The sequence below is a fragment of the Saccharopolyspora montiporae genome (genome assembly GCF_015209505.1).
Taxonomy (GTDB): Bacteria; Actinomycetota; Actinomycetes; order Mycobacteriales; family Pseudonocardiaceae; genus Saccharopolyspora; species Saccharopolyspora montiporae.
Map to the genome: position 1 here is coordinate 36,993 of NZ_JADEYC010000043.1, position 20,541 is coordinate 57,533.

Below are 20,541 nucleotides of genomic sequence, written 5' to 3' on the forward strand. Positions count from 1 at the left end.
CCGTGCGGGAGTCGGCAGCGATCGGTGAAACAGGCGCATCGAACGGGATTTCGTTCGCCTGCGGGAGCTGCTGCGGGCACGACCACCGGGGTTCCTGCGCGCACTGCTGCGCAACCGTTCCGCATCCGACCGCGTTGTGACGCGCTTTTCGGGATGGGAAGAGGCGATGAGAGTTCTGGTGACCGGCGGAGCCGGTTTCGTGGGGGCCAACCTGTGCGCGGTGCTGATCGAGCGCGGCCACGAGGTGGCGGTGCTCGATGACCTGAGCACCGGGTTGATCGGCCAGCTCGACGGGTTGGACCTGGAGTTCCACTTCGGATCCGTGCTCAGCTCGGACGACCTGCGCCGCGCGGGCAGCGGTGCCGACGCGGTCGTGCACCTGGCCGGACGGCCGTCGGTGACGAGGTCGATCGACGACCCGCGCGCCACGCACGAGGCCAATGCGACCGGAACGCTGTGCGTGCTCGAATACGCCCGAAAAACCGGGAAATACGTAGTCATGGCCTCATCGAGCTCGGTGTACGGGTCCAATCCGGCCGAGGTGAAGAGCGAGTCGATGGCCTGCTCGCCGATCAGCCCCTATGCGGTGAGCAAACTGGCCGCCGAGTCCTACGCGCTGGCCTACGGCAAGTCGTTCGGCATGCCCAACCTGTGCTTGCGCTTCTTCAACATCTACGGCCCGCGTCAGCGATCCGATCACGAACACGCCGCGCTCATCCCGCGTCTGGTGAATTCGGCGCTGACCGATGCGCCGGTGACCGTGCTCGGCGATGGGGAGCAGAGCAGGGATTTCACCTACATCGACACGGTGGCCGAAGTGCTGGCTCAGGCCGTGGAACGCCGGGTGGTGCACGACCAGCCGGTCAACCTCGGCTTCGGTCGCACCACGACGATCAACCAGGTGGTCGACTGCCTGCGCGAGGTGCTGGCCACCGACGTCGAGGTGGTGCATGGCGAGTCGCGTCCCGGCGATGTGCGCATGTCGGCCGCGGACAGCACCGTGCTCCGCTCGCTGTTCCCCACGGTGCGGCCGGTTTCGCTGCGCGAGGGCATCGGCCGCACCGTGGAGTGGATGAGTTCGGTGCTGGCCGACGAGCGTCGCGCGCCGGAGGTCGCCAGATGAGCACGTCCGCGGGCGGCGGAAAGCTCGTGGTCGTCGGTCAGGGTTACGTGGGGCTGCCGCTGGCGGTGCGCGCCGCCGAATGCGGGCGCCGGGTGGTCGGTGTCGACTCGGACCGGGTGCGGGTGTGGAACCTGCAGGATGGTCAGTCCTATGTGGATGATGTCGACTCAGCCCGGCTGAAGGCGGTTCTCGAATCAGGAAACCTGATTCCCACCGATGATTACGACGATGCCGCGGAATTCGACACCGCCGTGATCACCGTCCCCACTCCGCTGCGGGATTCCGCGCCCGACCTCACCCACGTGCACGCCGCGGTCGCCGAACTGGGTGCGCGGCTGCGTCCCGGGGCGCTGGTGGTGCTGGAATCCACGACCTACCCGGGCACCACCGCGGAACTCGTGGCTCCGGTGCTGGAACAGCACAGCGGACTGCGGGCGGGCGCGGACTTCCACGTCGGCTACAGCCCGGAGCGCATCGATCCGGGGAACCGGCGGTGGAACCTGGTGAACACCCCGAAGGTGATCTCGGCGCTGCACCCGGAATCGCGCTCGGTGGTGCGCGAGTTCTACGCCGGTCTGGTCGACGAGGTGGTCGAGGTCAGCTCGCCGCGCGAGGCGGAACTGGCCAAACTGCTGGAGAACACGTTCCGGCACGTCAACATCGCACTGGTCAACGAGATGGCGGTGTTCGCGCACCGGCTCGGCATCGATATCTGGGAAGCCATCGATGCCGCGTCGAGCAAGCCGTTCGGCTTCATGCGGTTCAGCCCCGGTCCCGGTGTCGGCGGGCACTGCCTCCCGGTCGATCCCGGCTACCTGTCCTGGGCGGTACGCCGGGGGTTGGGCCAGGAGTTCCGGTTCGTCGAGCTGGCCGACGATGTCAACGCGCGGATGCCCGAGCACGTGCTGCACCGGCTGGCCGAGGGGCTCCGCGAGCGCGGGAAACCGCTGCGCTCGGCCAAGGTGATGGTGCTCGGGATCGCCTACAAGCCGAACACCGCCGATGTCCGGGAGTCGCCGGCGCTGCGGCTGCTGCACCTGCTGGGTGATGCCGGGGCCGCCCCGGTCGTCGTCGATGCGCGGGCCGAACCGCACCGGTGCCCGCCGGAGACCAAGTTCGTCGGGCTGTCCCGGGAGAGCGCGCGGGACGTGGACGCCGCCGTGCTCATCACCGACCACGACGATGTCGACTACGACCTCGTGCTGGAGGAGGTTCCATGGCTGCTGGACACGCGAAACCGATTGCGCGGGGCGAATGTGCAGACGCTCTGACCCACGAGTCCGCACCGGACGCCGGTGATCCGCAGCGGCACCGGATCGTGCTCGTGGCCAAGACGAACGAGGGGGCGTTGCGCTCGCTGGCGCACGCCGACGGCCTGGTGCGGCGCGGCCACCGGGTCAGCGCGGTGCTGCCCAGCGGAGACGGCCGGTTGCGCGAGGGGCTGCGGGCCCGCGGGATCCCGATCGCCGACTGCGGGTTCGACTTCCGGTTCCGCGATCCGCTGCGGACGTTGCGCGCCCTGCGCGAGCTGCGCGGGATCCTGCGCACCGAGCAGCCGGACGTCGTCAACAGCTACATGTACGGTGCGGCGCTGGCGAGCCGCCTGGCCGGGGTCGGCACCGGGATCCGGCGCACGCACATGGTCGGCGGACCGCTGCACCTGGAATCCGGCCCCGTCCGGTTCGCCGAGAAGTATCTGTCCGCACTCGACACGTTGACCATCGCCACGTCCGACCACGTCGCCCGGCGCTACCGCGCGCTCGGACGCGGTCCCGCCGATATCGCCACGGCCTTCCAGGGCTGCGATCTGGAGCGCTTCCGCCCGGCGAACCCGTCCTGGCGCAGCGCGGTGCGCGAGCAGCTGGGCATCGGCGACGGGGAGTTCGTCGCGGTGCTGGTGGGTTTCGTCTACGCGCCGAAACGCATCGTGCACCGCGGTCGGGGTATCAAGGGCCATGAACACCTGCTCGCCGCCTGGTCCGAGTTCCGCGTGCGGCACCCGAAAAGCCGGCTGCTGCTGGTCGGCGGCGGCTGGGACGAGGCGGGCGAGCAGTACCGGCAGCGGTTGCTCGCGCGATTCCCGGACGGACGGCGCGGGGTGCACTGGCTGGGCAGTCGGGACGACGTCCGCGACTACTACGCCGCGGCCGACATCAGCGTGTCCCCGTCACTGTCCGAGAACCACGGAGCGGCCATGGAAGCCTGCGCCATGGGCGTGCCCGTCGTCGTCAGCGATGCGGGCGGGCTGCCCGAGGCCGTGGACGGCAACGGGTGGGTCGTCGCCCGCGGGGACGAGCGCGCGCTGGCCGACGCCCTGGAACACGCGTGGCAGGAGCACGAGGGCGGTCGGCTCGGGGCGCTTGGTGCGCGCGCCCGGGACGTCGCCGAAGCGAAGTTCGACGCGCGGGCCAACGCCGACCGGGTGGCCGAGATCCTGGAATCCTGCGCCCGCCCCGCTCCCGCGCTGTTCGCCGAAACGCGCTGCACGGCCTACACCGGCGGGGGCTGGGAGTGCGGTGACGGTACCGCGGACGTCGTGGCCGGGGAGCTGCTGCCGGCCGGCGACCGCGTCCGGTTGGTCGCGCGCACCCGGCAACAGGAGGGCGCCGGTCCGCAGCAGCACCGCTTCGACCTGGTCGCGCTACCGGACTACCGCGGTCCGGCCGGGCTGTTGCGCGCGCTGCCGCGGCTCGTTCCGGCGGTGCTGCGCGCCGTGCGCGATTCCGGCCCGGTGGTGGCCCGGCTTCCCGGCCCGGTCGGCGCGCTGGCGTGCGCCTGCTGCGATCTGCTCGGCAGGCCCTACGCCGTCGAGCTGGTCGGCGACCCGGAGGGAGTGCTGCGCTCGGGTGCCGCGGGGCGGACCGGGAGGTGGTTCGCCCGCCCGGCGGCGGCGCTGACCCGGCGCGCGGTCCGGCGCGCCGCCGCGGTGCGCTACGTGACCGGTCAGACCCTGCAGCAGCGCTATCCGGCGGGTCCGGGCAGCGACGTGTTGGCCGCCTCCCGGGTGCGGCTGGACCGGGCCGATCTCGCGGGCCCGCGCCGCTTCCCGACCGGACCGGTGCAGGTGGCGGCGGTGGGCAGCCAAGCCAACGCGTACAAGGGCCACGACGTACTGCTGCGTGCCGTGCGGGTGCTGCGGGATGCCGGCGTCGATGCGCGCGCCATCCTCGTCGGCGGCGGTGCGACGCAGCCCGAGCTGGTCAACCTGGCCGCCGCGCTCGGGCTGACCGGGTTCGTGCGGTTCGCCGGCCGGATCGCCGACCGCGGCGAGCTGTTCGGGGTGCTGGACTCCGCGCACCTGCTGGCCATGCCCTCGCGGACGGAGGGCATGCCCCGAGCGCTGCTGGAAGGCATGGCGCGCGGACTGCCCGCGGTGGGGACCGCGGTCGGCGGTATTCCCGAGCTGCTCGACGCGGAGTGCCTCGTGCCCGTCGACGATCACGTCGCCGTCGCCGTGGCCGTGCGCAGGCTGCTGGACCGGCCCGACCGCTGGGAGCAGCAGTCCGCCCGCAACGCCCGGATCGCTGCCGAATACGCGGATCCGGCCCGCCACGCGCAGATCCGGGACTGGGCGGCGCGGCTGCCCGAGCGCTGCGCAGGTGCGCGATGACACCGCCGACCGTCGTGCACGTGCTCGGCAGTCTCGGCCGGGGCGGTGCCGAGCACGTGCTGCTGGACGTGCTGCGCACCCTCGACGACGGGGAGTTCCGCACGGTCTGCCTCACCCTGGCCGGGCGGCAGGGCGAGTTGGCGCCGCGCTTCCGGGAAGCCGGAGCCGAGACCGCCGACGTCCCGCTGCACCCGGTGCCGACCTTCCCGGTGCGGCTGTTCGCGCGGCTGCAGGCGGTGCGTCCGGACGCGGTCGTCTCGCACGTGGGGCTGCCCAGCGGGCTGGTGCTGGCCGTGGCCGCGCTGGCGCGGGTACCGCACCGGGTCGCGCACGTGCACAGCGAGGGCGACGGCAGGACCAGCACCCGGGCACGCATCCTGCAACGCCGTGCGCTGCGCCGGCTGCTGCGGTGCGCCGCGACCCGGATCACCGGGGTCACCCCGGGTTCGGTGACCTTCGCCGGCGGTGCGCTCGGCGCGCCGCACTGCGCGGTCGTGCCCAACGGGGTGGACCTGGACCGGTTCGCCTTCGCCGGCCCGCGCCCGGATGGACCGCCGGTGCTGGTGCACATCGGACGAGCCGCGCCGGAGAAGAACCGGGGTTTCCTGCTGCGGATGCACGCGGCGCTGGACGGCCGGGCCGTGCTGCGCCTGGTCGGCCCGGGTGGCACCGCGGACCTGCAGGCCGCCGACCCGGACTTCGCCCGCAGGCCCGGTCTCCTGGTGCACGGGGCGACCGACCGGGTCGAGGACGTGCTCACCGGTGCCGCCGTGCTCGTGCTGCCCTCGCTGCGTGAAGGGCTGCCCGGTGTGGTGTTGCAGGCCCTGGCCAGCGGTGTCCCGGTGCTGTCCGCGGATCTGCCCGGGGTGCGGGGTGTCGCCGAGGTGACCCCGGGCGTGCGGGTGCTGCCGCTGTCCGCGGGGCCGCGGGCGTGGGCCGCGGCCGCACTGGAACTCGCGGCGTGCAGCGCCGAACGGCGCGCGGAGATCGCCGCGGCGTTCCGCGCTTCGCCGTTCGACCTGCGCGATTGCGCGACCGCGTGGCGGCGGCTGTGGACGGCGTGACGGCCCTGCGCGCCGGTGCGCCCGCGGTGGTCGCCGCCGCGGCCGCGCTCGCGATCGGCGACGACACCGGGATCGGGTCGCTCGCCGCGCTGTTCGCCGCGGTGTGGGTGGTGTCGCTGGCCTGCCTGGTGCACGGCAGACCGGAGGGCGTGCTGCGCCCGGCAGCGGCCTACCTGGTCGTCTTCGGCCTGTTCCACGGCGGACTGCTGGTCGCCGTCGGTGTTTTCGGCCAGGACGTCTACCCGGTGTCGGACACCTCGTGGCTGCACACCGGGTACGCGCCCGAGGCCGTGCGGCTGGTGGTCCTGGCGATGGGTGCGTTCGCCGCGGTCGCCGGCCTGCGTCGGGCACCGGCGCCGGTCGGACCCGTCGAGCCCGGGCAGCGGGAACGCCGGGCGCTGGCCACGGTGGGCCTGGGCCTGCAGTTGGCCGGTACGGCGCAGTTCCTCGCCGCGGTCCCCGGGCTCGGGTCGGGGCTGCTGGCCGGTGGCAACTACCAGGACTACGTCGCGGCCAACCAGTCCAACGGCGGCCTCGGCTACGGGTACCTGCTGCTGGCCCTAGGGCCGGTGCTGGCCGTGGCCGCGGGCGGGCGGGCCCGCAGCTGGTCGTGGGCGCTGTTCGGTGCGTTCGCGGTGCTGGCCCTGGCGATCGGCAACCGCGGTGAGGTGCTGTTCCCGCTGGTCGCGCTGCTGGTGGTGGAGGCCCGGCGCGGTAGGCGCGTGCCGCGGTCCTGGCTGTGGCCGGGCGCCGCGGCGGTGCTGGTCCTGATCACACTGGTTCGCCAGTTCCGCGGTCAGCTCGGGGTTTCCGCCGCATCACCGCTGGATGCCGTTGCCGAGATGGGCTTTTCGCTGCGCCCCACGACGATGGTGCTCGGTTGGCACGCGGCCGGTGAACCGTTCCGCGGCGGTATCACGTTCATCGGTGTGCCGGTGCGCGCGCTGGAGAAGCTGTTCGGGGCGCCGCCGGACGCGGAGTCCTATGACGACCGGCTGTTCAACGTGGAGATCATGGAGCGGGTCGGGCCGATCGGCGGCTCGCCGGTCGCCGAGGGGTACCACAACTTCGGCGTGCTCGGACCCGTGCTGGTGCTGATGGTGATCGCGCTGCTGGTCACCGTCGCGGAACGCGGTGCCGGGAGGGTGTTCGCCGACGCGCGGCTCGGCGTGGTGCTGGTCCCGCTGCTGGAGAACGTGCGCAACAGCGCGGCCAGCGTCGCCGTGCACATCGGCATCGGTGTGCTGCTGTTGGCGGCCGTGCACGCCTGGGTCGGTCTCCGCGGCGGGCCCGCCGCGCGGCCGCCGGACCACCCGCTCACCGGGGTGGTGGGGACCCGATGACCGGAGTGCGCCCGGGAGTGCTGGCGCCGGTGGTGGCCGCGAACGCGGTGCAGCTCGTCTCCGGATCGTTGGCCGCGCTGGTGTCCACCCTCGTGCTCGGTGCCGAGCAGCGCGGTGTGGTCGTGCTGGGGGTGACCATCGGCGGTGCGGCGGGGCTGCTCGGTGGGCTGGGCACCGGGAACGCGGTGCGCCACGCGTTGCCCCGCTGCCTGCCGGAGGAACGCGCGGGCCTGGTCGCGACGTACTCGTGCTGCCTGCTGGTCGGCACGGTGCTCGGCGCCGCCGGGGCGTGCATGGCCGCCGCGGCGTCGGGTGCGCTCATCGGCGCGGGACTCGGTGATCCGGCCGTGGTGCTGGCCACCGGGTTGTTCGGCGCCGGGCAGGTCCTGCTGCAGCAGATCAACGACCTCTGGTACGCCGACGGGCTGTTCCGCCGCGGCAGCGCCGGTTCGGCAGCCGCCCGGTTCGCCGGGCTGTGCGCCGGGGTGCTCGCGCTGCTGGCGTCCGGTGGTGCGGCCGCGTTCCTGTTCGCCCAGGCCGCGGGCACGGTCGCCGTCGGGATCGGGCAGCTGGTGCAGCTGCACCGCGCGGGGCTTTTCGCGCTCTCCCGGCCGGATCCGGGGCGGCTGCACCGGTTGCTGCGCCGCGGTGCGGCCTCGCTCGGCATGTCCGGCGGCCTGCTCGTGGCGTCGCGGGCCGACCGCTACCTGCTGGGCGTGTTCGCCGGTCCCGCCGCGGTCGGCGTGTACGCGCTGGCCGGCACGTTGGCCGAATTGGCGCGGGTGCTGCCGACCGGGGTGGGGCAGCTGTTCCTGCGGGATGCCGCCGTGGGTTCGGGATTGCGGGCCAAGCGGGCGGCGCTGCGGACCGCGATGCTCGGCGGGGTGCTCACCGCCATCGGGGTGGGCATCGCCGGGTGGCTGCTGATCGTGCCGATCTTCGGCGCCGAGTACGGCTCCGCACGCCGGCTGCTGCTCGTGCTGCTGGTCGCCGAGCTGTGCTTCGCCCCGTTCGCGGTGGCCGGGCGCGGTCTGCTGGGTGCGGGTCTGCACCGGGCGGCTGCGCGGATCGGGCTGGTCGCCGCGCTGGTGTCCGGCGGCGTCTACCTGATCGCGGTGGGCGCGGCCGGTGCCGCCGGTGCCGCGGTCGCGTCCGTGCTGGTCTACGCCTGGCTGTCCGGCTGGTCGTGGTCCCGGCTCACCCCTCGCACGACCGCATCGGCCGCTGAAGCCGGTGTGCCGACGAGCGCGCAGGAGGACCGATGAACGAACTCGCTGTCGACGGTGCCGCGCCGGTGCGCAGCACCGCTTTCCCGACGTGGCCGGTGTTCGGCGCCGACGAGATCGCGGCGGCCTGTGAGGTGCTGCGTTCCGGCAGGGTCAACCGGTGGACCGGGGAACACGGCGCGGCTTTCGACGCCGAATTCGCCGCGGCCGCGGGCTGCCACTGGGCGGTATCGGTCGCCAACGGGACGCTGGCCCTGGAGATCGCGCTGCGGGCGCTCGGCGTGTCAGCCGGCGACGAGGTGATCGTGCCGGCTGCGACGTTCGTGGCCACCGCCTCGGCGGTGGTGCAGTGCGGTGCACGCCCCGTGTTCGCCGACGTCGACCTGCGGACCCAGTGCCTGCCGGTGGAGGCCGTGGAACGCGTGCGCACCCCGCGCACGGTCGCGGTCATCGCGGTGCACCTGGCGGGCCACCCGGCGCCCGCGGACGAACTGGCCACCTATGCGCACGATAGAGGCCTGTGGCTGGTCGAGGACTGCGCGCAGGCGCACGGCGCCCGGCTCGGCGGGCGCGGGGTGGGCACGTTCGGGCACGTGGCGACCTGGTCGTTCTGCCAGGACAAGATCATCACCACCGGTGGCGAAGGTGGGGCGGTCACCACCGATGACGCCGCGCTGGCCCGCCGCTGCTGGGAGATCAAGGACCACGGCAAGAGCTGGCAGCGGTGGACGGAGTCGTCCTCGCCGGGCGCGTTCCGCTGGCTGCACGAGCGCATCGGCACCAACGCCAGGATGACCGAACTGCAGGCGGTGATCGGACGCGTTCAGCTGTCCAAAATGGATGGTTGGGTGAAGCGGCGGCGCGCCAATGCCGCGTTCCTGCACGATCAGCTGTCCGGTATCGACGCGCTCCGCCTGCTGATCCCGGAACCGGGCGTCGAGCACAGCTACTACCGCTACTACGCGCACGTCCGGCCGGAGCGGCTGCGCCCCGGTTGGGACCGCGACCGGATCGCGGCCGCGCTGCTGGCCGAGGGGGTGCCCAGCGGTGCGGGCGGTTGCAGCGAGGTCTACCGGGAAGGCGCGTTCCGCCGCGGGAACCGCGCCCGGCTGCCGCACGCCGCGCAGCTCGGCCGGACATCGCTGGTGCTGCCGGTGCACCCCGCGCTCGCGCAGCCCGACCTGGTCGACGTCGTGACCGCGGTGCGCCGGGTCTTCGCGGGGGCCCAGCGATGATCGCGCGGCGGAGACCGGGCGACGGTCCGGTGCGGCGGGTCTGCGACGTGTTCGGTGCGGCGGGCTTGCTGCTGGTGCTGTCCCCGCTGCTGGCGCTGACCGCATCAGCCGTGCTGGTCGTGCTGGGGCGGCCGGTGTCTTTCCGCCAGCAGCGGTGCGGGCGCGGGGGAGGGGAGTTCACGATCCTCAAGTTCCGCACGCTGCGCGCCGCCGAGCGCCCGGACCAGCCGGACGCGGAGCGCACGACGCGGCTGGGTGCCGTGCTGCGCGCCACCGGCACCGACGAACTTCCCCAGCTGGTCAACGTGCTGCGCGGCGAGATGAGCTTCATCGGGCCGCGTCCCGCGTTGCCCGAGCACGTCGGCAACTACGATCGCAGGCAGACCGGCAGGCTGGCCGTGCGTCCGGGCATCACCGGCTGGGCCCAGGTCCGCGGGCGCAACGCGCTGAGCTGGCCGGAGCGCATCGAACTCGACCTCGACTACATCCGGCGCCGCGGCCTGCTGTTGGACCTGCGGATCCTGATGCTGACCGCGGTGGTCGTCCTGGTGCCGCGCGGCGTGGTCGGCCCGGGCGGGGTGAACCGCGGAATGCCCGCCCCGGGCGAGGATTCCGGCCCGCGGGACCCGCATCGGGCGGGACGGCACCGCGCCGATCTCCGGGACGGGTGGACCCCGGCCGCACCGGGCGGTGCCGACATCGCCCGGCACCGCCGCGATGACGAGCCCGCGGTGCGCTGAGCTACTCCGCGGCGCGGGCGCGGGCCGTCCGTGCGTCCGGGGCCGACCGGGCCCGCTGCGCGGTAGCCGCCCACTGCTGCGCGGTGCGTTCGGCCAGGCCTGCACCGACCGCGGGCAGCGCGGCCGAGGTCATGGACAGGCTCGTCGCGCCCATCCCGGTGAACACCCCGGCCAGCAGCGGATCGGCCGCGGCTTCCCCGCAGATCCCGACCGGCTTGCCCAGCTCGCGCCCGGCCCGGCACAGCCCGTCGACCAGGCGCAGCAGTGCGGGCTGCCACGGATCGTTGAGCTCGGCCAGCGCTCCGCAGAGCCGGTCGGCCGCAGTGGTGTACTGCGCCAGGTCATTGGTGCCGATGCTGACGAAATCCACCGCGTCCAGCAGCTCCTCGGCGCACAGCGCCGCGGCGGGTGTCTCCACCATGACCCCGGCCCTGCGCAGGCCGGCGGCGCGGGCGCGCGTGGCGAACCAGGCGGCTTCGTGTGCGGTGGCGACCATCGGTGCCATGACCGAGACCTCGGCGTCGGCATCGCCCGCCGCGGCCGCGATCGCCGCCAGCTGCGCGTCCAGCAGCTGCGGGCGCTCGAACGCCGCCCGGAGCCCGCGCACGCCCAGCGCCGGATTGGGTTCACCGCCCGCGTCCAGGAACGGCAGCGGCTTGTCCGCCCCGGCGTCCAATGTTCGCACCACGACCGGCTTTCCGGCGAACTCGCCCAGCACCGCGGCGTAGGCGACGCGTTGTGCCTCGGCGTCCGGTTCGCGGGCGGCGTCCAGGAAGCAGAACTCGGTGCGGAACAGCCCGGATCCGTGTGCGCCCGCGCGCACCGCGGCCGCGGCGTCCTCGGCCGAGCCCACGTTGGCCAGGAGCGTGACCGGTCGGTCGTCGGCGGTGCGCCCGGCGCCGGTCCACTGCGGCCGATCGACGGTCTCCACCCCGGGCTCGACCCGGTCGTCCAGCAGTTGCACGGCCCCGGACGAGCCGTCCACGCGGGCCGACGCGGCCTGCTCGGCGAGCAGGCCGCGGGCGGCGACCACGGCCGGGATGCCGAGCGACCGCGCCAGGATCGCGGTGTGCCCGGTGGGCCCGCCCTCCTCGGTGACCAGCGCCAGGACCTGCTCGGGGTCGAGCTCGGCGGTGTCGGCGGGTGCCAGATCACGCGCGAGCAGCACCGCGGGGCCGGTCAGCGGGCCGATCCCGCGGCGGCCGGTCCCGTCGAGCTCGGCGATCACCCGGTCGCGCACATCGCGCAGGTCGGCGACGCGTTCGGCGAGATATCCGCCGGTGGCTTCGAGCAGCTCGGCGAACTCCCCGGCCGCCTCGAACAACGCCCGGGCCGCGGGCAGCGCACGGCGGTCCACGAGCGCTTCGGCCTTGTCCAGCAGGGAGGGATCGGTGGCCAGGGTGGCCGTCATCGCCAACACCTCGCCGAGTTGGCCGTCGGCCGCGGACGCCCGGTCGTGCAGGTCGGCGGCCACGGACTCGGCGGCCGGGCGGATGCGCGCCGCCTCGGCGGCGGGGTCGGCCGGGGCGGGTCCGGACGGTGGTTCCGGCGCCGCGTCCGCGTCGATCCGCACCACCGGGCCGGTCGCCCGGCCCGGACTGACGCCGACACCCCGCAGCGTGGCGCCGGTGTCCGTGCTGGAGCCCGGCACCGGTTCGGCGTCCGGGGTCGGGTGGGTCATCTGCACTCCTCGTTCCTGCCGTGGCCGCTCTGCCGTGCTTGACAATATGGCAACAACGGGCAGAATCAAGCAACAACAAACACGGACCGGAGGACAACGGGCATGTACGGGGCCGAGCGCCAGCAGCGCCTGGCGCAGCGCACACGCCGCGACGGGCGCATCGACGTCGCCGCGGCGGCCGCCGAGTACGACGTGGCGCCGGAGACCATCCGCCGCGACCTCGCCGCGCTCGAACGCCAGGGCCTGGTGCGCCGCGTCTACGGCGGGGCCATCCCGGTCGAGCGGCTCGACTTCGAACCCGGCGTGTCCCAGCGCGACCGCACCAACGCCGCGGAGAAGGAGCGCATCGCGCGGGCCGCGCTGGAAGCGGTGCCCGAGCGCGGGACGGTGCTGCTCGACGCCGGGACCACCACGGCGCGGCTGGCGGGTCTGCTGCCCGCCGAGCGTGAACTGTCCGTGGTCACCAACTCGCTGCCGGTGGCCACTGCGCTGGCCCCGCGCGGCAACTACCGGGTGCACATGCTCGGCGGCCGCATCCGCGGCACCACGCTGGCCGCCGTCGAGTCCTGGGCGCTGGACGTGCTGCGGGGGCTGACCGTCGATGTCGGGTTCTTCGGCACCAACGGCTTCTCCGCCGAGCGCGGGTGCACGACGCCCGATCCCGCCGAGTCCGCGGTCAAGGCCGCCATGGTCGCCGCGTGCCGCAGGCGGGTGCTGCTGGCCGACCACAGCAAGTACGGCGACGACCAGTTCAGCCGGTTCGCCGAGCTGGACGCGGTGGACGTGGTGATCACCGACAGCGGGCTGGATGCGGCCGCTCAGGAGGAACTCGGCGGGGCCGCCGGGGAGGTGGTGCTCGCGTGATCGTCACCGTCACCCCCAACCCGAGCCTGGACCGCACGCTGCACGTGCAGCACCTCGTGCCGGGCGCGGTGCACCGGGCCGGGCACGCGCACCTGGATCCGGGTGGCAAGGGCGTCAACGTCGCCCGCGCGCTGGTGGCTGCGGACGCGCCCGCCACCGCGGTGCTGCCCTCCGGCGGCGTCGAAGGAGCCCGCGTGGCGGAGCTGCTGGCGCCGGAGTCGGTCCCGGTGGCGCAGGTGCCGATCGGGACCGCCACGCGCAGCAACCTGGCCGTCGTCGAATCCGACGGCACCACAAGCAAGTTCAACGAATCCGGACCGCAGCTCACCCCGGCGGAGAGCACCGCGTTGCAGGACCGCGCCGGTGAGCTCGGTGCCGGCGCCGAATGGGTCGTGACCTGCGGCAGCGTGCCGGACGGCTGCCCGCCCGACCTGCACGCGCGGATCGTGCGGGCCGCGCGCGACGCCGGAGCGGCGACCGCGGTGGACACCTCCGGCGCCGAACTGCGGCACGCGTGCCTGGCCGGGCCCGACCTGGTCAAACCCAACCTGACCGAGCTGGCGGAGCTGGCCGGGTCCCCACTGCACGACCTCGGCGACGTGCTGCGCGTCGCGCAGCGCCTCCGGGACGGAGGAGTCGGCGCGGTGCTGGTCAGCCTCGGCGCCCTGGGCGCGGTCCTGGTCGACGGCACCGGCAGCAGGCATGCGACCTGCCCGCCCGAGCAGGTGCGCAGCACCGTCGGCGCCGGTGACGCCACGCTCGCCGGGTTCCTGCTCGGCGGTGGAGGAGGGGACCGGGCGCTGCGCACGGCGGTGGCCTACGGCGCGGCGGCGGTCGGGTTGGCGGGCACCCGGATGCCCCGACCGGCGGACGTGCACCCCGACCGGGTGCAGGTGCGGGCAGTGGACGAAACGGCAAGTCTCAGCGGAGTGGCGGCATGACAACCCTCATCACCCCCGAACTCGTGGACCTGGACGCGCAGGCGGCCGACCGCGGCGAACTCGTCAGGTCCATGGCCGAGCGACTGCGCGCGGCCGGACGCCTCTGCGACATCGAGCAGTTCCTGTCCGATGTGGAGGCTCGCGAGCAGCAGATGCCCACCGGGCTGGAAGGCGGCGTGGGCATCCCGCACTGCCGGTCGACCGCGGTCACCGAACCGTCCCTGGTGTTCGCGCGCAGTCCGCACGGCGTCGACTTCGGGGCCGCCGACGGTCCGGCCACGCTGATCTTCCTGATCGCTGCACCGGAAGGGGGCGGCGAGGAGCACATGACCGTGCTGGCCGCCCTGGCCCGGCGGTTGATGCGCACCGAGTTCAAGCAGGCGCTGCGCGAGGCCACCGACCCGGCCGCGGCCGCCGAGCACATCAGCTCGGAGGTGGCGCCATGAAGGTCGTCGCGGTGACCGCGTGCCCGACCGGTATCGCGCACACCTACATGGCCGCCGAGGCGCTGGAGCAGGCCGCCGCGGACCGCGGTGCGCAGATCCAGGTGGAGACCCAGGGGTCGGCCGGATCCGCGGAACTGTCCACTGCGGACATCGCCGCGGCCGACGTCGTGGTCTTCGCGGCCGACGTCGGTGTGCGCGACCGGGACCGCTTCGCGGGCAAGCCGATCGTGGAAGCGGGCGTCAAGCAGGCCATCAACGACGCCGCCGGGCTGTTGGAGCGGGCGGCCGACGCCACCCGGCAGGAAAGCGCCGATCCGGCACCGGAAACCGAACCCGAGGATGAAACATCCGGCACAGCAGCCGAATCCGCGCCCGGTTTCGGTTCACGGCTGCGCCAGTGGCTGATGACCGGGGTCAGCTACTTGATCCCGTTCGTATCCGCGGGCGGATTGCTCATGGCGCTGAGCTACGCGCTCGGCGGGTACCAGATCACCGATGCGCCGCCGGTCACCGAGCACTTCGACGCCCTCGAACTCGCCAGCTGGGCCGCGCTGGCGAACCAGACCGGACAAGCCGCCTTCGAGTTCCTGGTCCCGGTGCTGGCGGGCTTCATCGCCTATGCGATGGCTGATCGTCCCGCTCTCGCACCGGGTTTCGTCGGTGGCGCGATCGCGGTGACCACCGGCGCCGGATTCCTCGGCGGCCTGGTGGCCGGTCTGCTGGCCGGAGCCGTGGTCGTCGGCCTCAAGCGCGTCCCGGTCCCGCGCGGGATCGCGGGCATCATGCCGGTGGTGGTGCTCCCGCTGTTGGGTTCGCTGGTGGTCGGCGTGCTCATGTTCCTCGTCGTCGGCCAGCCCATCGCGGCGATCATGGCCGGGCTGACCGCATGGCTGACCGGGCTGTCCGGTGCCAACGCGGTGCTGCTCGGCGCATTGCTGGGCGCCATGATCGCCTTCGACATGGGCGGTCCGGTGAACAAGGTCGCCTACACCTTCGCGGTCGGCGGGCTCAGCATCGCGACCACCGCATCGCTGGAGATCATGGCGGCGGTGATGGCGGCGGGAATGGTTCCGCCGCTGGCCCTGGCGCTGGCCACGACGGTGCGCGGCAGCTCGTTCACCCCCGCCGAGCGCACCAGCGGGCGCACCGCCTGGCTGCTCGGAGCCTCGTTCATCACCGAGGGCGCCATCCCGTTCGCCGCCGCGGACCCGCTGCGGGTGATCCCGCCGATGGTCGCCGGATCGGCCACGGCGGGCGCCGTGTCGATGGGCGCGGACGCGACGCTGCGCGCCCCGCACGGTGGGCTGTTCGTGCTGCCGCTGGTGGGCGGACCGCTGCTGTACGCCGCTGCGATCGCCGCGGGTGTGGTCGTCGCCGCCGCCGGCGTGCTGGTGGCCAAGCGCATCGGCGACCCGACCGGCCTCGACCGCACCACCGCGGCCTGAACCGCACCGACCCCGCCAGGGTCCCGTCTTGCACTCGTGATGAGGAGCGATCCCGATGAACCGACGTGTGACCATCGCGTCCACCGTGGGCCTGCACGCCCGGCCCGCGGCGCTGTTCGCCAAGGCCGCCGCCGCGCAGCAGTCACCGGTGACGATCGCCAAGGTCGCCGACGGACAGGCCGGCGAGGCCGTCGACGCCGCCAGCGTGCTGGCTCTGATGGGACTCGGCGCGATGCACGGCGACGAGGTGGAGCTGACCTGCGCCGACGAGTCCGCGTTGGCGGAACTGGCCGAGCTGCTCGCCCGCGATCATGACGCCGAACCGGCCTGAGCGGCACCGGACGACTCCGCGCGCAGCTCGTCGATCGCTGCCCGGATGCCGTCGCGGTGGTGCGCCAGCACGACCACGTGCAGCGGATCCCCGCGCGAGCCGAGCTGCTGCGCCTCGCCGATCCGGAGCATGATCGCCGGTTCAGGCGCCGAGCAGGAGCCCGGCGATGTGCTCGTACGCCTGCCCGCGTGACGGACCGAGCGCCTGCACCGCGACGTGGTCGGCCCCGGCCTCCAGGTGCGCGGTGATGCCCTCGACCACCGCTGCGGCAGCACCGTGCACGGCCAGCGCGTCGATCAGCCGGTCCGTCCCGCCGCCGTCGAGCTCCTGTTCCGGCCAGCCGAGTCGGATCAGGTTGCGCCGGTAGTTGACCAGCGACAGGTACGGGTTGCGCACGCCCTCCCGGCCGACCTCGCGGGCCCGTGGGGCGTCGGTGTCCAGCACGACCTTCTGCTCGGGGGCCAGCACCGGCCCGTCACCCAGGATCTCGCGCGCCCACCGGGTGTGCTCCGGCGTCACCAGGTAGGGGATCGCGCCCGCGCAGCGCTCGCCGGCCAGCCGCAGCACCTTCGGGCCGAGCGCGGCCAGCACCCGCCGGTCCGCGGGCACCCCGGCCCCGTCCAGCTGGTCCAGGTAGTCGACGACCTTGTCGTAGGGCCGCACGTACTCCTGCGCGGCTTCCGGGTGGCCCACGCCCACCCCCAGCACGAACCGTCCCGGGTGCGCGGCCTCGATGCGGTGGAACGACTCGGCCACCACGCCTGCCGCGTCCTGCCACATGTTCACGATGCTGGTGCCGACGGTGATCCGCTCGGTCGCGGCCAGTAGCCGGTCCGCCACCTGCAGCGAGCCCTCGGGCGAACCGCCGACCCACGCGGTGCCGTAGCCGAGCTCCTCCAACCGGACCGCGACGTCCGGGTCCCACTCGTCCGAACGGCGCCAGACCCCGACCCTGCCCAGGTTCACCGCCACGGTCGATCACCCCACACACCGGCACCTGCGCATTGCTCGGCGCAGCCATCGTCCGCGCGCACCGCAGCCGGGCGCAAGCGGACCCGCGCGTTTCGCGTGGACGGTGCCGGGAAACACCGCGGTGGCAGCGAATCCCCGTCGGGAGGACGGATGAAGGTCGTCTACGTCTCCTACCCGCGCGGTGCGGCGCCGGGCGACGGTGCCACCGCCGACGCCGGCAACGCCCTCGGGCTGCGCGACCAGCTCGACCAGCACGGCCACCGGCTGGTGTCCACCAGCGACACCGGATCCGGCCTCGACGAGGAGCTCGCTGATGCCCAGGTGCTGGTGACCACGCCGTTCTGGCCGGTCTACCTGGACGCGGAACGCCTCGACCGGGCCCCGCAGCTCGGCCTGGTGATCACCGCGGGCATCGGCTCCGATCACGTGGACTTCTCCGCTGCTCGTGAGCGTGGCATCCACCTGGCCGAGGTGACCGGGTCCAACGTGGTCAGCGTCGCCGAGCACAACGTGTTGCAGATCCTCGCGCTGGTGCGCAATTTCGTCCCCGCGCACCGGCAGGTGCTGGACGGGCGGTGGGACGTGGCCGAAGCCGCCGCACCCGCGCACGACCTGGAGGGCAAGACCGTCGGCATCGTCGGCCTGGGCGCGATCGGAGCCCGGACCGCCCTGCGCCTGCGCGGTTTCGACGTGCGGATGCTCTACCACGCCAGGCACCGGAAGAGCCCGGCGGAAGAGGCCACGCTGGGCGTGCGCTACGCGCGGTTCGACGACCTCGTCGCCGAGTCCGATGTGATCTGCCTGGCGCTGCCGCTCACCGGGGGCAGCCGGGCCATGTTCGACCGGGAACGCCTGGCCGCGATGAAACCGGGCGCGTGGCTGGTCAACACGGCCCGCGGCGCCATCGTCGACCGCGACGACCTGGTGGTCTCCCTGGAATCCGGCCATCTCGGCGGGTACGCCGGCGACACCTGGTACCCGCAGCCCGCACCGGAGGACCACCCGTGGCGCAGCATGCCGAGCCACGCGATGACCATCCACTACTCGGGGATGACCGCCGAAGCCCAGCAGCGCATCGCGGCCGGGGTGCGCGAGATCCTCGGCGACTGGACTGCGGACCGCCCGCTACCGGAGGACTACCTGCTGCTGGACCCGCAAAGGCTGAGTAGCGCGGACGCGACCGGATCGGGTGGCGATCGTTTCACCCGGCCCGGCGCGGGGTAACCCGGCACCGGGCCGGTGCGCCCCCGGTCCTACGCGCCCCGCTGGAGGTCGCCATGCCGCAGTCCGTCGCGCACAAGCTCATCGCGTCGCATCTCGTGGACGGGTCGATGCGGCCCGGCGACGAGATCGCGCTGACCGTGGATCAGACGCTCACCCAGGACGCCACCGGGACGCTGGTCATGCAGGAGCTCGAAGCGCTGGACCTGGACCGCACCCGAGCGCAGCTCAGCGTGCAGTACGTGGACCACAACCTGTTGCAGGCCGACGAGAAGAACGCCGAGGACCACGCCTTCCTGCGCTCGGCCGCGCAGCGCTACGGGATCTGGTACTCCAAACCCGGCAACGGGGTCTCGCACCCCACGCACATGCAGCGGTTCGGCATCCCGGGCGCGACGATGGCGGGTTCGGACTCGCACACCTGCGCGGCCGGGTCGTTGGGCATGCTGGCGATCGGCGTGGGCGGGCTCGAAGTCGCCATGGCCATCGCCGGGCAGCCGCTGCACCTGCGGATGCCGGAGATCTGGGGCGTGCGGCTGACCGGTGAGCTGCCGCCGTGGGTATCGGCCAAGGACGTGGTGCTGGAGATGCTGCGCAGGCACACCGTGCAGGGCGGGGTGAACCGGATCATCGAGTACACCGGGCCGGGCCTGGACGGGCTGACCGCGATGGACCGGCACGTGATCGCCAACATGGGCGCCGAACTCGGCGCCACCACCACGGTCTTCCCCGCGGACGGCGCGGTGCACGAGTTCCTGCGTTCGGAGGGCCGCGCGGACGACTTCCGCGAATTGCTGCCCGACGCGGACGCGGCCTACGACCGGCACGAGGAGATCGACCTGTCCGCGCTGGAGCCGCTGATCGCGATGCCCTCGGCGCCGGACAACGTCGTCCCGGTGCGTGAGGTGGCCGGCCGCCCGGTCAACCAGGTGGTGGTCGGTTCCTCGGCGAATCCGGGGCTGCGGGATTTCGCGGTGACCGCGGAGATCGTGCGCGGGCAGCAGACCGATGACGCGGTCAGCTTCGACATCAACCCGACCTCGCGCGAGATCCTGGAGGACATGGCCAAGACCGGCGCGCTGTTCGACCTGATCGCCGCCGGTGGGCGGATCCACCAGTCCGGCTGCATGGGCTGCATCGGCATGGGCCAGGCCCCGGCTGTCGGGCACAACTCGCTGCGCACGTTCCCGCGCAACTTCCCCGGCCGCTCCGGTACCGAGGAGGATTCGGTGTGGTTGTGCTCGCCGGAGACCGCGGCCGCCGCGGCGCTGACCGGCATGATCACCGATCCCCGCGAGCTGGCGGGGGAGCGCGGCATGCAGCCGCCGCGACCGACGCTGCCCGCCGACGCCTCGGTGAACACGTCGATGCTGGTCGCGCCGCTGCCGCCGGAGCAGGCGCGCGAGCAGCAGCTGGAGCGCGGGCCGAACATCTCCGAACTGCCCGACTTCCCGCCGCTGCCGGGCCGCATCGAGGCGCCGGTGCTGCTCAAGACCGGGGACAACGTCTCCACCGATGAGATCTCCCCGGCCGGTGCGCGGGCGCTGCCGTACCGGTCGAACATCCCGCAGCTGGCGGAGTTCACGTTCACCCGCATCGATCCGCACTACCCGGAGCGCGCCCGGGAGCTGATGGGCGGTAGCGGGCACGTGGTCGTGGGGGGCTCGAACTACGGTCAGGGCTCGTCCCGCGAGCACGCCGCGATCACCCCGCGGTACCTGGGTCTGCGCGCCGTGATCGCGAAGTCGTTCGCGCGGATCCACTGGCAGAACCTCGCCAACTTCGGGATTCTCGCGCTTGAGTTCAGCGATCCAGGCGACTACGACCGGATCGGGCGGGATGACGTGCTGGTGCTCGACGATCTGACGGACTCGTTGCGCGCGGGTGCGGATCTCGTGGTGCACAACCGGACGCGCGACGAACGGTTCCGGGTGCACCACTCTCTGTCGCAGCGACAAGTGGATTCGGTGCTGGAGGGCGGGCAGATCCCGCTGCTGGCCCGGACGCGGCAGGCGTCGCGATGAGCAGCGGGCGCGCGGGCGTGCGGCGCGCGGACCCCGGGGGCCGGGGCCGATCAGGTCGGTTTCGTCGGGATTTCCCGCCGTGCGGATCGTTTCGGCGGACCGCGGCGCGCGCACTTGATCGGTCCCCGGAACGATGTAGCGGCGCCGAAGGGGGAATTCGGGCCGCGGTACCGGTTTTCCGGCGTTACGCTCGGTCGGTCCGCGTTCGAGCGATCCGGATCCCGACGTGCGAGGAGGCACGACGAGATGACCGCGTTGACGATTCCCGGTCTTGA

Annotated in this window: 18 protein-coding genes; 15 read left to right on the plus strand and 3 right to left on the minus strand. The window is 73.3% G+C overall.

Annotated elements, in window-relative coordinates; genetic code table 11:
* Nucleotides 1-166: 166 nt before the first annotated feature.
* The 8 genes from IQ251_RS18755 to IQ251_RS18790 are packed head-to-tail and all read left to right on the plus strand — an operon-like array spanning nt 167 to nt 10,341.
* Nucleotides 167-1,123, plus strand: coding sequence for an NAD-dependent epimerase/dehydratase family protein (locus IQ251_RS18755; protein ID WP_193930214.1), 957 nt, complete (start codon nt 167-169; stop codon nt 1,121-1,123).
* Entirely contained in the window at nt 1,120-2,394 is a 1,275-nt protein-coding gene (locus IQ251_RS18760) for a nucleotide sugar dehydrogenase (RefSeq protein ID WP_193930223.1), read from the plus strand. The genes IQ251_RS18755 and IQ251_RS18760 overlap by 4 nt, the downstream gene beginning before the upstream one ends.
* Nucleotides 2,340-4,733 (plus strand): glycosyltransferase, encoded by a 2,394-nt coding sequence (locus IQ251_RS18765; RefSeq protein WP_193930225.1) that lies wholly within the window; start codon nt 2,340-2,342, stop codon nt 4,731-4,733. The genes IQ251_RS18760 and IQ251_RS18765 overlap by 55 nt, the downstream gene beginning before the upstream one ends.
* Nucleotides 4,730-5,797, plus strand: coding sequence for a glycosyltransferase (locus tag IQ251_RS18770; protein ID WP_193930227.1), 1,068 nt, complete (start codon nt 4,730-4,732; stop codon nt 5,795-5,797). The genes IQ251_RS18765 and IQ251_RS18770 overlap by 4 nt, the downstream gene beginning before the upstream one ends.
* Nucleotides 5,785-7,140: an O-antigen polysaccharide polymerase Wzy gene (wzy, locus tag IQ251_RS18775; protein ID WP_193930229.1), complete on the plus strand. Its 1,356-nt coding sequence runs from the start codon at nt 5,785-5,787 to the stop codon at nt 7,138-7,140. The genes IQ251_RS18770 and wzy overlap by 13 nt, the downstream gene beginning before the upstream one ends.
* On the plus strand, nt 7,137-8,405 hold the full coding sequence (locus IQ251_RS18780; RefSeq protein WP_193930231.1) for a lipopolysaccharide biosynthesis protein: 1,269 nt from the start codon (nt 7,137-7,139) through the stop codon (nt 8,403-8,405). The genes wzy and IQ251_RS18780 overlap by 4 nt, the downstream gene beginning before the upstream one ends.
* Entirely contained in the window at nt 8,402-9,601 is a 1,200-nt protein-coding gene (locus tag IQ251_RS18785; RefSeq protein WP_193930233.1) for a DegT/DnrJ/EryC1/StrS family aminotransferase, read from the plus strand. Before IQ251_RS18780 ends, IQ251_RS18785 begins: the two co-directional genes overlap by 4 nt.
* On the plus strand, nt 9,598-10,341 hold the full coding sequence (locus IQ251_RS18790) for a sugar transferase (RefSeq protein ID WP_193930235.1): 744 nt from the start codon (nt 9,598-9,600) through the stop codon (nt 10,339-10,341). The genes IQ251_RS18785 and IQ251_RS18790 overlap by 4 nt, the downstream gene beginning before the upstream one ends.
* A gap of 1 nt (nt 10,342) precedes the next feature.
* Here the strand turns inward: IQ251_RS18790 and IQ251_RS18795 are convergent, their stop codons facing one another.
* Nucleotides 10,343-12,022, minus strand: coding sequence for a putative PEP-binding protein (locus tag IQ251_RS18795; RefSeq protein WP_193930237.1), 1,680 nt, complete (start codon nt 12,020-12,022; stop codon nt 10,343-10,345).
* 102 nt (nt 12,023-12,124) lie between these two features.
* On the opposite strand from IQ251_RS18795, the gene IQ251_RS18800 reads away from it, so the two are divergent.
* The 5 genes from IQ251_RS18800 to IQ251_RS18820 are packed head-to-tail and all read left to right on the plus strand — an operon-like array spanning nt 12,125 to nt 16,049.
* On the plus strand, nt 12,125-12,886 hold the full coding sequence (locus IQ251_RS18800; RefSeq protein ID WP_193930239.1) for a DeoR/GlpR family DNA-binding transcription regulator: 762 nt from the start codon (nt 12,125-12,127) through the stop codon (nt 12,884-12,886).
* On the plus strand, nt 12,883-13,827 hold the full coding sequence (gene pfkB, locus IQ251_RS18805) for a 1-phosphofructokinase (protein WP_193930241.1): 945 nt from the start codon (nt 12,883-12,885) through the stop codon (nt 13,825-13,827). Before IQ251_RS18800 ends, pfkB begins: the two co-directional genes overlap by 4 nt.
* On the plus strand, nt 13,824-14,273 hold the full coding sequence (locus tag IQ251_RS18810) for a PTS sugar transporter subunit IIA (protein WP_193930261.1): 450 nt from the start codon (nt 13,824-13,826) through the stop codon (nt 14,271-14,273). Before pfkB ends, IQ251_RS18810 begins: the two co-directional genes overlap by 4 nt.
* The gene (locus IQ251_RS18815) at nt 14,270-15,718 is read left to right on the plus strand and encodes a PTS fructose transporter subunit IIC (RefSeq protein ID WP_193930263.1); all 1,449 of its coding nucleotides are present in this window, start codon (nt 14,270-14,272) and stop codon (nt 15,716-15,718) included. Before IQ251_RS18810 ends, IQ251_RS18815 begins: the two co-directional genes overlap by 4 nt.
* Before the next feature lie 55 nt (nt 15,719-15,773).
* Nucleotides 15,774-16,049 carry an HPr family phosphocarrier protein gene (locus IQ251_RS18820; RefSeq protein WP_193930264.1) on the plus strand — a complete coding sequence of 92 codons (276 nt, stop codon included), beginning with the start codon at nt 15,774-15,776 and terminating at the stop codon, nt 16,047-16,049.
* Here the strand turns inward: IQ251_RS18820 and IQ251_RS18825 are convergent.
* Both IQ251_RS18825 and IQ251_RS18830 read right to left on the minus strand, forming a co-directional pair.
* Complete coding sequence (locus tag IQ251_RS18825) at nt 16,028-16,180, minus strand: hypothetical protein (RefSeq protein WP_193930266.1); 153 nt, start codon at nt 16,178-16,180, stop codon at nt 16,028-16,030. The genes IQ251_RS18820 and IQ251_RS18825 overlap by 22 nt on opposite strands.
* A gap of 10 nt (nt 16,181-16,190) precedes the next feature.
* Nucleotides 16,191-17,021, minus strand: a complete 831-nt coding sequence (locus IQ251_RS18830; protein ID WP_193930268.1) for an LLM class F420-dependent oxidoreductase — start codon at nt 17,019-17,021, stop codon at nt 16,191-16,193.
* 150 nt (nt 17,022-17,171) lie between these two features.
* Between IQ251_RS18830 and IQ251_RS18835 the strand changes: the two genes are divergently transcribed.
* Entirely contained in the window at nt 17,172-18,245 is a 1,074-nt protein-coding gene (locus IQ251_RS18835) for an NAD-dependent formate dehydrogenase (RefSeq protein ID WP_193930270.1), read from the plus strand.
* Nucleotides 18,246-18,298: 53 nt separating this feature from the next.
* Nucleotides 18,299-20,266 (plus strand): aconitate hydratase, encoded by a 1,968-nt coding sequence (locus tag IQ251_RS18840; RefSeq protein ID WP_193930272.1) that lies wholly within the window; start codon nt 18,299-18,301, stop codon nt 20,264-20,266.
* Nucleotides 20,267-20,541: the final 275 nt, after the last annotated feature.